General features: G+C 72.0%; 8 protein-coding genes. 1 reads left to right on the top strand and 7 read right to left on the bottom strand.

The window, feature by feature from the left end; all coding sequences use genetic code 11:
- Positions 1 to 144 precede the first annotated feature (144 nt).
- From ACH4DX_RS12380 to ACH4DX_RS12390, 3 genes are all read right to left on the bottom strand, one after another.
- The gene (locus tag ACH4DX_RS12380) at positions 145 to 3,465 is read right to left on the bottom strand and encodes a S8 family peptidase (RefSeq protein ID WP_398155263.1); all 3,321 of its coding nucleotides are present in this window, start codon (positions 3,463 to 3,465) and stop codon (positions 145 to 147) included.
- Positions 3,466 to 3,797: 332 nt separating this feature from the next.
- Positions 3,798 to 5,045 carry an Ig-like domain-containing protein gene (locus tag ACH4DX_RS12385; protein WP_398124111.1) on the bottom strand — a complete coding sequence of 416 codons (1,248 nt, stop codon included), beginning with the start codon at positions 5,043 to 5,045 and terminating at the stop codon, positions 3,798 to 3,800.
- Positions 5,046 to 5,281: 236 nt separating this feature from the next.
- On the bottom strand, positions 5,282 to 5,620 hold the full coding sequence (locus ACH4DX_RS12390; protein WP_398155017.1) for a hypothetical protein: 339 nt from the start codon (positions 5,618 to 5,620) through the stop codon (positions 5,282 to 5,284).
- 111 nt (positions 5,621 to 5,731) lie between these two features.
- Between ACH4DX_RS12390 and ACH4DX_RS12395 the strand changes: the two genes are divergently transcribed.
- Positions 5,732 to 6,097, top strand: coding sequence for an LPXTG cell wall anchor domain-containing protein (locus tag ACH4DX_RS12395; protein ID WP_398155018.1), 366 nt, complete (start codon positions 5,732 to 5,734; stop codon positions 6,095 to 6,097).
- A gap of 76 nt (positions 6,098 to 6,173) precedes the next feature.
- Here ACH4DX_RS12395 and hutH read toward each other — a convergent pair whose 3' ends face one another.
- The 4 genes from hutH to ACH4DX_RS12415 all read right to left on the bottom strand — a co-directional run bounded on the left by hutH (position 6,174) and on the right by ACH4DX_RS12415 (position 11,340).
- Positions 6,174 to 7,715 (bottom strand): histidine ammonia-lyase, encoded by a 1,542-nt coding sequence (gene hutH / locus ACH4DX_RS12400; RefSeq protein ID WP_398155264.1) that lies wholly within the window; start codon positions 7,713 to 7,715, stop codon positions 6,174 to 6,176.
- A 217-nt stretch (positions 7,716 to 7,932) separates the two neighbouring features.
- Positions 7,933 to 9,114 (bottom strand): diguanylate cyclase domain-containing protein, encoded by a 1,182-nt coding sequence (locus ACH4DX_RS12405; protein ID WP_398155019.1) that lies wholly within the window; start codon positions 9,112 to 9,114, stop codon positions 7,933 to 7,935.
- A gap of 132 nt (positions 9,115 to 9,246) precedes the next feature.
- On the bottom strand, positions 9,247 to 10,041 hold the full coding sequence (locus ACH4DX_RS12410; protein WP_398155020.1) for an enoyl-CoA hydratase/isomerase family protein: 795 nt from the start codon (positions 10,039 to 10,041) through the stop codon (positions 9,247 to 9,249).
- A gap of 75 nt (positions 10,042 to 10,116) precedes the next feature.
- Positions 10,117 to 11,340: an adenylate/guanylate cyclase domain-containing protein gene (locus ACH4DX_RS12415; RefSeq protein ID WP_398124106.1), complete on the bottom strand. Its 1,224-nt coding sequence runs from the start codon at positions 11,338 to 11,340 to the stop codon at positions 10,117 to 10,119.
- Positions 11,341 to 11,810 lie beyond the last annotated feature (470 nt).

Here is an 11,810-nt window from a genome sequence, read left to right on the forward strand (position 1 = left end):
CCCGCCGCCCCGGGCGCCGGCGCCCCCCGCCCGCGGGGCGGGGGGGGGCGCCGCCCCCCGCCCCCCCCCCCGCCCCCCGCCCCCGCCCCCCCCCCCCCCCCCCCCCCGCGACCCTGCCGGCTCAATGCCGTGGGAGCCGCTAGCTCACTTCCCGTAGTACGCGTTGTAGATCGAGACCGTGGACTTGTTGCCCTTCTTGTCCGTGATCTTGGCGTGGAACGAGATCCCCTTGCCCTGCGCCGGGTTCTTGACCTCGATCTTGCCGTTCCTGACCTTCACCAGCTCCCACTTCTGTCCGTAGTCGTAGCTGACGTAGACGTACAGCGACTTGAGCCGGTCACCGGCCGCGGCGCCCTGCACCGTCACCGGCACCGACTGCTTGACGCCCGCGGGGGCACGGCTGTCGAGGCCCACGGCCGCGTTGAAGCGCACGGTGGAGACCGGAAGGCCGGTGACGGCGGACGTCCGCTTCGAGCGGAAGGTCCAGCTCGCGTCCACGCGGGTGGAGGCGGCGGACACCGCGACCCCGCGCCGCACCGACGTCGACAGCTTGTACTCGGCGTCGCCCGCGGGGACCTTGAAGCCCTTCTCGCCGCTCAGCGGGTCGTCGTTCTCGCCGACCTGGGTCCCGTCGCGCGTCAGGGTCGTCTTGACCGAGCTGTACGTGGAGCCGCCCGCGTGGGTCTTGCCGTCGGCGAACAGCGGCAGGTAGCCGGTGAGGGTGTCGCCCTCGCGCGAGACGCCGTAGCTGCCGCCGACGCGCGGCCCGAAGACGGCGGTGTTGAACGTCTTCGTGTACGTCTTGCCGCCGGTGAACGCCTGCGGCTTGCCCAGCGTGTACGAGGCGTCGACGATCGGCCAGCCTTCCGGGTCCGTCCCGCCCCGCTGCTCGAACTCCATGCCCCAGGTGGCCTTGTCGACCGTGGACAGGTAGAGGGTGCGGGTGCTCGGTGCCTTCTGCGGGATGGTGATCGCGGTGCCGCTGAAGGAGCCGGGCAGCCCGCCGAACGCGGCGATCGCGGCCGTCTTGCCGCTGGAGGACGCCCCGAGCCCGACCTTCACCGTGGCGAAGTCGGCTTCCCTGTAGTCCTTGGTGTAGCCGGTCGCGAGCCGCTTGACGACACCGCCGGACACGGCGCTGTACTGCGCCTTCTCGCCCCTGGACCAGTGGCCGTCCCACCGCTGGAGCAGCGAGCCGTCGGTGACCTGCGGGCCGAGGTGGGCGCTGCGGAACCCGGTGTAGGAGTCCAGCCACCAGCCGAAGCTGAAGTCGTCCCCGCCGGCGGTGATCTCGTACGAGGGGGCGGCGAACTCGGACTTGACGGCCGACGACGGCACGCTGATGTCGACGGGCTTCGCGGTCCGCGCGTCCACCGTCAGCGTCGCGTCCTTGGTGACGTCCAGCTTGGGCTGCGCGATCCAGTCGGAGCCCTTGGTGCCGTCCTGCGGGTCGACGAAGACACCGGCGTCCAGGACGTAACTGCCCTTGGGCACCCGCACCTCGGCGGTCCCCGAGGGGTCGTTCACCGGCAGCCAGAGGTCCTTGCCGAGTCCGGTCAGGCCACTGAGGGTGGTGTTGTGGAACTTCGAGGGCTGTCCGTCACGGCCGATGTGCTTGACCGTCACGTCGTAGGACTCCACCTCGCGGTCGACAGCGGCTGCCGTGCGGACGCTCTGGCCGCCGCCGTTCGCCACGATGTACGCGGAGTAGGCGCCGTCGACCGTGCCGCCGAGCCGGGTGTCGGCCGTCAGGTCGACGGAGGCCGTGCCGCCCGCGGGGACGGTCACCTTCTTGTCGGCCAGGGTGAAGAAGCCGTCGGGGGCGGGCTTGCCCTTGGGGTCGGTGGCCTCGGCGGTGAGGTCGAGGGTGACCTCCTCCTTGCCGAGGTTGCGGTAGGTGACCTTCTTGGTGACCGGCTTGTCGTCGGTGTGCGGCCACAGCTGGGTGCCGAAGCTGACGGAGGCCGGCTCGGCGACGACCGACTGCTTGATGGCCCGGTCCACGGCGATGCGGCCGGAGCCCTGCTGGAAGGCGGAGTACTTGCCGGGCTTCGTGGAGGCGGTGAGCGCGCCCTTCAGCTCGGGCTGCTTCCAGTCCGGGTGCTGCTGCTTGAGCAGGGCGGCGGCGCCCGCGACGTGGGGGGCCGCCATCGACGTACCGGAGATCGTCAGATAGCCCTCGGGGCTCTGGCCGACCTCCCTCTCTATCTCGCTGCCGGGCGCGGCGGCCGCGGTGATGTCGACGCCGGGCGCGGTCACGTCGGGCTTGATCGCGCCGTCGCCGACGCGCGGGCCCCGGCTGGAGAACGGTGCCAGCTTGTCGGCGTCGTCCACGGCGCCGACGGTCAGGGCGGCGTCCGCGCTGCCGGGCGAGCCGACGGAGCCCGGCGAGCCGGAGTTGCCCGCGGAGACGGCGAAGAGGATGCCCTTGTCGGCGGAGACCTTGTCGATCTGGGCCTCCAGCGGGTCGACGCCGGGGGTGTCTAGGCCGCCGAGGCTCAGGTTGACCACGTCGGCGCCCTGGGCGGCGGCCCAGTCGATGCCCGCGATGATGCCGGAGTCGTCACCGGAACCGGTGTCGTCGAGCACCTTGCCGTTGAGGATCTTGGCGCCGGGGGCGACACCCTTGTACGCGCCGTTCTTGGCGCCCGTGCCCGCCGCGGTGGAGGCGACGTGGGTGCCGTGGCCGACGCGGTCCTTGGTGTCGGGCGAGGGGGTGAAGTCCTCGGCGCCGACGACCTGGTCCTTGAGGTCGGGGTGGGTGGCGTCGACGCCGGTGTCCAGGACGGCGATCTTGACGCCCTTGCCGTCGTACCCGGCCTCCCATGCCTTGGGGGCGCCGATCTGCTTGACGCTCTTGTCGAGGCTGGCGCGGCGCACCCCGTCGAGCCAGACGCGGCTGATGCCGGCCGCGGTGGTGCGTGCCCCGTCCCGCTCGGCCGTCAGGGCCTGCCACAGCTTGCCCGCGTCCTGCTTGGGCGTGCGCACCGCGTCGGCGTTGAGGGTCTTCAGGGAGCGGCGGAGTTCGGTGCCGCCCGCCCCGCGCACGTCGGCCTTGGCGCCCGCGGCGGCGCCCCGGTAGCGGACGATGACCTTCAGGCCCTGCTTCTGGGCGGTGCGGTTGTGCTTCTTGCTCAGCTCGGTGACGTCGAAGAGGCGCTGGTCGAGCGTGCCGTCGGCGATCAGGCGCTGGGCGTCGGCGGGTATGACGAGCGTGTGCCCGTCGTGCCGTGAGGTGTGCACGGGTATGCGCTCACGGCCCTTGGCGGGGTCGAAGGCGGTGACGTGTCCCGTGGTGTCGACGGTGACGCGGTCCCCGGTGAGGAGCGTGATGTGGTGCCGTACCGGCACGCGGACGTCGTCCGCCACCGTGCCGGCCGCGCGGACGTCGTCCGGGACGGCCCCCGCCGGGCTGGTCATGCCCGCCGCGAGCGCCACGGCCGCGGCGGTGGCGACTCCGGCCACCGCCACACGTCGGGCGCCTGGCTGTCTTGTGGCTTTGCGTACTTGTCTGAGCAAGTTTCCCCCTCGGCTGAAAGCGCTGAGTCACGCAGTATGTCGAGGGGGACGATATCTGCTCAACTGTGGGACAGAAGTCGATAGTTGACGTTGTTGGCCCGTTCACCATGACGCCGCAACAAAGCAGGCCCGAGGGCACCGCGATCCGTGTGCGCCGCAGGCGGCCCGCGGGTGCGGGGACAGAGCGCGTACGCGAAGGCGGCCCGCACCCCCGGGAGGGTGCGGGCCGCCTTCGCGCGCCGTTGTCGCAGGCCGGGGCCCCGACCGGTCTCACCAGGTCAGACGGCGGAGCCCGCCGTCCACTGCGACCAGCTCATGTTCCAGCCGTTGAGGCCGTTGTCCGGGGCGACGACCTTGTCGCCGGTGTTGCGGACGTCCACGACGTCACCGGTGATCGAGTTCTCGAAGAACCAGGAGCCCGGTGTCGACTTGTCACCCGCGCCCTTGGCGTCCCGCAGACCGATGCAGCCGTGACTGGTGTTCGCACTGCCGAAGATCGACGAGGCGCCCCAGTAGTTGCCGTGGATGAAGGTGCCGGAGCTGGACAGGCGCATGGCGTGCGGCACGTCCTTGATGTCGTACTCACCCTTGCCGTCGCTGTCCGTGAAGCCGACGGTCGCGCCGTTCATGCGGGTCTCCTTGAACTTCTCGGAGATCACCATCTTGCCGTTGTACGTCTTGTTGTCCGGCGAGCCCGCGGAGATCGGGATGGTCTTGACGACCCTGCCGTCCCGCATGATCTTCATCTGCTTGGTCTTGGCGTCCACGACCGAGACCTGGTTGCGGCCGATCTTGAACTTGACGGTCTTCTGCTGCACGCCGTACACCCCGTCGGCGCCCTCGACGCCGTCCAGGGACAGCTTCAGGGTGACCGTGGAGTGTTCCTTCCAGTAGTCCTTGGGGCGGAAGTCCAGGCGCTGGTTGCCGAACCAGTGGCCCACGATCCGCTGGCCGCCCGTGGACGACACCTCGACGGCGGACTGCACGGCCTTCTTGTCGGTGATGGCCTTGTCGAAGTTGAGCGACACCGGCATGCCCACGCCGACCGTGGAGCCGTCCTCGGGCGTGAAGCTGCCGATGAAGCTGTTGGCCTTCGAGACGGTCGTGAAGGACGAGTTCTCGTGCGCCTTGAGGCCCTCGGAGTCCTTCGCCGTCACGGAGATCCTGTAGGTGGTGGCGCGCTCCAGCTGCGTGCTGGGCTTCCAGGTCTTGCGGTCCGCCGATATCCGGCCCTCGACCGGGGTGCCGCCCTCGCCCTTCATGGTCACGTCCGTGAGCGTGCCCTCGCTCACCGTGACCTTGGCGTCACTGTTGATGCTCGCGTTGCCGGAGCCGTTCTTCGGCGCAATATCGATCTTGGCTGCGGATGTCTTCTTCGCCGCCGCCTCGTCGACCTGGCTCTGCGACTCCTTGCCGCTGCCGCCCTTGTCGCCGCCGCCGTCGTCGCTACAGGCAGAGAGCACCAGCACCCCGCCGACCAGGGCGGACACGGCCACCAGACCCCTGCGCCGCTTGCTGTCCGTCATTACTCGCTTCTCCATCGTCGCCGAATCCCAAGACCCCGCGGGTCCCCCCGCAACCCCGCCTAACGCCTTGCCCGGTGCATCCCGTTCCATTTCGGCCGAGGATGTGGGGAACAACACGTCGACCGCTGCGGCCGGGACGGCCGTGCCTCCGGGAGACGACGGAGCCCCGGGCGGCGGTTGCCGCCCGGGGCTCCTGGGATGGGGGAAGCTTCCCGGGACGCGGTGCGCCGCCGCTGCTACGGCTCTTCGTCGTCGTCCTCGGCGCCATCATGCTCGTCCGGATCCCAATCCGGCGAATCGGGGTCGTAGTCGATCACTTCGCTGCTCCAGGAGGCCTGGGTGAGCTCCACTCCTGGCACCTCGCCGATCAGGTCGACGGGGTCCACGAGGTACGCGAGCGCCTCGGCGTCGTCCTCCTTGACGGCCGCCTCGGCGTGCTCCCGCTCGGCGGCGGGCATGTGGGGGTCTTCCGCGATGCGCCCGAGCGCGGTCCCGCGCAGGTCCTCGGACCCGTCGACCTGGACCACCAATTCGACGCGCAGTCGCACAAAGCGTGATGTGTCGTCCGTACTCATAAGCGGGAGCGTAAGGCCCCGTACCGGCACGGCTTTCCCGCGACCCGCGCCTTTCACTAGCATCGCCCCAGACGGCCAATTCGCCAGCACCACAAGGGGGATCCTCTTCCCGTGATCGCACGTCGACCGCTGTTGACCGCAGGCCTGGCGGGAGCTCTGCTCATCGCCCTGTGGTTCGTCCCCTCCGCGAAAGCGACAGCGACGCCGGGCCCGCCCGGCAGCACCGCACGACACTCGGCCGGGCCCGCGGCCGAGATGCCCCACCGAACGCCGTACGAGAAGACTGACCAGTCGCCGTACGAGAAGACCCATGAGTCGCCGTACGAGAAGACCCATGAGACGGCCCACGAGGGCCACCTGGCCGACACCGGCAGCATCGACACGACGCCGTACGTCGCCGGGGGCACGGCGTTCCTCGGCCTCGGCGCGGGATTCGTGCTGTATTCGGTGCGGCGGGAGCGCGCGGAGGCGTGCTGACCGCCTGACCCAGAGAACCGTCGGCCCCGGCCCGGGAAGTCCCGGACCGGGGCCGCGGGCTGACAACCGCAGCGGATCAGGCCAGCGCCGCCCCGGTCGCCTCCTCCACGGCGGTGACGAGTAGCCCCTCGCCCACGAAGGCGTCGGCGGCCGCGAGGTCGGGGGCGAGATAGCGGTCGGGGCCCGGGCCCTCGACACCGGCCTTGCGGACGGCCTCGATGACGGCGCGGCTCGCGGGCGCCGGGGTCAGCCCCTCGCGCAGCTCGATCGCGCGGGTGGCGGCGTACAGCTCGACGGCGATGACGCGGCGGAGGTTCGCGACGGCCGTGCGCAGCTTGCGCGCGGCCGACCACCCCATGGAGACGTGGTCCTCCTGCATGGCGGAGGAGGGAATGGAGTCGGCGGACGCCGGCACGGCGAGCCGCTTCAGCTCGCTCACCAGGGCGGCCTGCGTGTACTGGGCGATCATCAGGCCCGAGTCGACGCCCGCGTCGTCGGCGAGGAACGGCGGCAGGCCGTGCGAGCGGTTCTTGTCCAGGAGCCGGTCGGTGCGGCGCTCGGCGATCGAGCCGAGGTCGGCGGCGGCGATGGCGAGGAAGTCGAGCACGTACGCCACCGGGGCGCCGTGGAAGTTGCCGTTGGACTCCACGCGCCCGTCCGGCAGGACGACGGGGTTGTCGACGGCGGCGGCCAGCTCGCGCTCGGCGACCGTACGGGCGTACGCGAGCGTGTCCCGGCCCGCGCCCGCGACCTGCGGGGCGCAGCGCACCGAGTAGGCGTCCTGCACGCGGGGCGCGTCGTCCTGGTGGTGTCCGGTCAGACCGGAACCGGCGAGGACGGCGGCCATGTTGGCGGCGGAGGCGGCCTGGCCCGGGTGCGGGCGGATGGCGTGCAGCTCCGGGGCGAGGACCTTGGCGGTGCCGAGCAGCGCCTCCAGGCTCAGGGCGGCGGTGACGTCGGCGGACTTGTACAGGACGTCCAGGTCGGCGAGGGCCATGACCAGCATGCCGAGCATGCCGTCGGTCCCGTTGAGCAGGGCGAGGCCCTCCTTCTCGCGGAGCTCGACGGGCGTGATGCCGTGCTCGGCGAGCAGCTCGCCCGCGGGCCTGACGGTGCCGTCCGCGTCCTCGGCGTCGCCCTCGCCCATCAGCGTCAGGGCGCAGTGGCTGAGCGGGGCGAGGTCGCCGGAGCAGCCGAGGGAGCCGTACTCGTGGACGACGGGGGTGATGCCGGCGTTCAGGACGTCGGCCATGGTCCGCGCGACCTCGGGCCGCACCCCGGTGTGCCCGGAGCAGACGGTCTTCAGGCGCAGGAACATCAGCGCGCGCACGACTTCCCGCTCGACGCGCGGTCCCATGCCCGCCGCGTGCGAGCGGACGATGTTGCGCTGGAGCCGGCCGCGGAGCTCCGGGCCGATGTGCCGGGTGGCGAGCGCGCCGAAGCCGGTGCTGACGCCGTACACGGGCTCCGGCTTGGCCGCGAGCGCGTCCACGATCTCGCGGGCCGCGGCGAGGGCGGCGACGGCGTCCTCGCCGATCTCGACGCGCGCGTTGCGGCGGGCGACGGCGATGACGTCCTCTGCGGTTGTGCCGGTGGTTCCGAGCACCACGGTCTGCATATCCATATTCAGGAGCCTACGCACTGAATCCCACCCTGTCACGAGTCCCTTCGTCACGGTCCCGCTCCCGCCCCGCCCCTTACCCCCACCCTGCCGAGGCATGGCCGACCGCTCCACCGAGGAGTGACCGACCACCGCTTCGAGGCGTGGCCGACGACCGCTCCGACGCGCGGCAGACCACCCACCGAGACGCGGCCGACCACCCCACCAAAAGGGCCTACCGCCCCCGGAAGCGCCGCCGCTCCCCCTCCCCCGGGGGCTGGACGGAGTCGGCGAGCCGGACGACGGGATCGTTACCCGCCTCGCCCCCCTCCCGCCCGGCGACCACGGGTTTCCCCGCACGCGCGGCCTTCGCCCGGTACTGGGCGGCATCGGCGAGCCGGAACAGCCGCCGGGCGCTGCGCACGGCCCCGATCGGGTCCCCGGTGGACGCGACACCGCAGGCGACCCCGTCCCCGAGCTCCAACTCGTCGGCGCGCACACACACTTCATCGGCGACCCGGACCACCTCGTCGGCGGTGGGCCCCACCGAGAGCAGACAGAACTCGTCCCCGCCGAGCCGCGCGGCGAGGGCCCCCGGCAGCATCGCGCCGCACAGCGAGAGCACCGACCCGAAGCGCTCAAGGAGGCGGTCGCCGACGGCGTGCCCGCGGGTGTCGTTGACGTGCTTGAGCCCGTTCAGGTCACACACGACGAGGCTCACGACGGCGCCATCGGCCCGGTGCCGCTCCACGGCCTCGTCGAGCCGCAGGTCCACCGCGCGACGGTTGGCGAGTCCGGTCAGGGAGTCGGTGAAGGCGAGGCGGCGGGCCTCCTCCAGACGCTCGGTCTGGGCGATCCCGGCGGCGACGACGGAGGCGAGCACGGAGGCGAAGTCGGCGTCGCCGCGCTCGAAGGCGGGCGCTCCCGCGGCCCGTGCGACATACAGCTCGCCCCACGCCCGCCCGTGCAGCACGATCGGCGCGACGACGCAGCTGCCGCGCCCGCGCCGCCGCAGGGCGGCGACGCGCTGATGACAGTACCCAGCCCCCCGCCCGTGCCCCTGCGCCCCACCGTCCCCACCGTCCCCTCCGGGCCCTTCGGCGGTCTCCACCCAGGCGTGCGGCTCCCCGCCACCGGCCCACCGCTCGTGCAGGAACTCGGTGATCTCGGGGAACTGGTGTACGGGGTAGGCCTCGCCGTCGGGGAACTCCTCCTCCCCCGGTGTGCGTTCACCGGCGTTCACGAGCACGCGGAGGCGCCCGCGCTCGCGCTCCCACACCGAGAGCGCGGCGAAGCTGCCGCCGAGGGCGATCATCGCGCCCTGGGCGGCGGCCCGCCAGGACTCACGCGGAGTGTGCGCGGCGGCCATGCCCTGCGCGAGGGCCACCACGGCACGCAACCGAACGTCCTCACCCATTGCTCCAGGTTACGGACATTTCCAGCAAGGGCTCCCCGGCACCACGTACGAGGCACACGAGGCACGCACCACACATGACGCACGCGAGGCACACTGACGCACACGACTCACGCAGCACACAAGCCTGAGGGGCTACTCCCCGGGCCACTCCGGCTTCCGCTTCTCGTTGAAGGCGGCGACGCCCTCGGCGCGGTCGCCCGAGAAGGCGACGGAGCGCCAGGCGGCGTCCTCGACCTCCAGGCCCGCGGCGAGATCGAGCCCGTGCCCGAGACGCAGGGCGCGCTTGGCGGCGCGGAGGCCGACCGGCGAGTTCGCGGCGATGCGGGCGGCGAGGGCGAGGGCTTCGTCGCGGTCCTCGCCGACCCCGGCGACGATGTCGACGAGCCCGAGCTCCTTGGCCTCGGCGGCTTCCACGCGCCGGGCGGAGAAGATGAGTTCGGCGGCGCGGGCGGCACCCACGCGCCGCGGGAGGAGCTGCGTACCGCCGCCGCCGGGAATGACGCCGACGGACACTTCGGGCAGCCCGACCACGGCGGTGGGATCGGCGACGATCACGTCGCACGCCAGAGCGAGCTCGAACCCGCCTCCCAGGGCGAACCCGTGCACGGCGGCGATGGTGGGCACGGGCAGGTCAAGGACTCCCGTGTAGGCACCACGGGCCACGGGCCGCTGCCGGACCAGCTCGGCGTCGCTGAGGGAATTGCGCTCCTTGAGGTCGGCGCCCACGCAGAAGGCGCGCTCGTGAGTGGAACTGACGACGACAACCCGTACGCCCTGGTCCGCGGACAGCGCGTGGCACGCTTCGCGGATGGCCAGGGCCATGTCGCTGGAGACGGCGTTCATGGCGCGCGGCCGGTCGAGCGCGAGCTCGGCCACGTGCCCGTGCCGCCGGACCTCCACGAACTCCCCGAACCGCTGCGCGCCCATGACCCCTCCACCTCAGGTTAACGACCGTTACCCGGGGATCATGTCAGCCGCCGTGCCCGTTGGGTACCCGGCGGCTCAGCCCCGGCGGGCGAGGAGCCAGGGCTCGACGATGCCGAGTCCGCGGACGGGCCGCTGCCACATGGGCTGGAGGGCGAAGCGGTACGAGGGGGGTTCCTCGCCCGCCTGCTCGGCCTTCTCGGCGAGGGCGGCGGCCTCGGTCTCGGACGCGGGGGCGTCCCCGGTGCGCACCAGCTCCTCGGCGAGGGCGCCGTCGACGAGGACGGCGTCGCGCGGAGCTATCGAGGTGAGCCGGGACGCGAGGTTCACGGTGGTGCCGAAGACGTCACCCATCCGGGTGGTGACGGTGCCGAAGGCGATGCCGACGCGCAGCTCGGGCATGGTCTCGTCGTTGGCCATGGTCTCGATGAGGCGCAGGGCGATCTCGGCGGCGGTGCCGGCGTCGTCGGCGGCGTAGAGGACTTCGTCACCGAGGGTCTTGATGAGACGTCCGCCCCGCGCGGCGACAAGATCGGCGGCGGTGGTCTCGAAGGCCTCGACGAGTTCGCCGAGCTCCTCCTCCTCCATCCGCCGGGTGAGCCGGGTGAACCCGACGAGGTCGGCGAAGCCGACGGCGAGGCGCCGGTCGACCATCTCCTCGTCGTCGGCGGCCTGCACGACGCGGCCGGTGGCGGCGGCGAGCTGACGCCGCCATACATAGACGAGGAACTCTTCGAGTTCGGGCAGCAGCAGCTCGATCAGGGGATACGTGACTTCGGTACGGGTCATGCCCGGTTCCGGGGGCTCGGTGAGGCCCTCCAGGAAGGAGTCGATCTGCCATTCCGCGAGGCGGGCGGTGGTCTGTCCCGTGGAGCGGGCCACCTGTACGGCCATGGCCTCGCTCAGGAGTCCCGCCTCGACGAGGCCGGCGAGGCGCCGCAGGGCCAGTACGTCGGCTTCGGTGAGGGCCTTGGCCTGGCCGATGTCGGGGAAGCCCATGGCTCGCCAGAAGCGGGAGGCGAGTTCCATGGAGACGCCGGCGCTTCGGGCTGCCTGGAAGGGGGTGTAGCGGCGGTCGGCGCCGAGGATGAGCTGTTCCAGGCGCAGGGCCAGGGGGTCCTTGCCGCCGCCGTCCTCGTCCTCGTCGCCGAGGTCGAAGCCGTCGCTCGTGCTTGCGGTCCCGGGTGCGCCGAGGTCGGGGTCCTCGGGCTTCTCGGATGCCGGGGGGGTGGATTCCGCCGGGCCGGGGGCACCGTCGGGGCCGGGGGTGCCCTGGCCGGAGCCGGTGTCGTCGACGGTCACGCCTGCTGCCCTTCCGATCTGCCGCGGTCAGATATCGACCGGCGCCAACTTTACGGCAGGTGTGCCGCACCTCACTCCCGACTCCACCGCACACCCCCACCCCGGGGGCCCGGACACCTGGACTACGCCCCTCACCCAGGTAGCGGGCACCCGGGGGTGGGGCGGTGCCCTTCCCCCTACGTTCCGGGTACCCGGCGGTGTGGGCTGTGCCCACCCGTTCCGCCCCTGGCGGACCAGATGCCCACAGCGGAGGGGGGCGGACCGGCTGTCTACAGCGGGGGGACCAGATACCCACAGCGAAGGCGTGGGCGGGCGGCGGTAGCCGCAAGGCGCATGCGCCACAAGCCTCACCGGACCGCAAGTGGCACGGAGCCGCAGACGCTGAACGCACAGGAGGGGTCGTGGCGGGATGACCGAGCGCAGCGTGCCAAGCAACACACTGACGGCGCGATACAACCAGGCAGTGTCCA

It is taken from the genome of Streptomyces sp. NPDC017940, from assembly GCF_044328435.1.
Classification (GTDB): domain Bacteria; phylum Actinomycetota; class Actinomycetes; order Streptomycetales; family Streptomycetaceae; genus Streptomyces.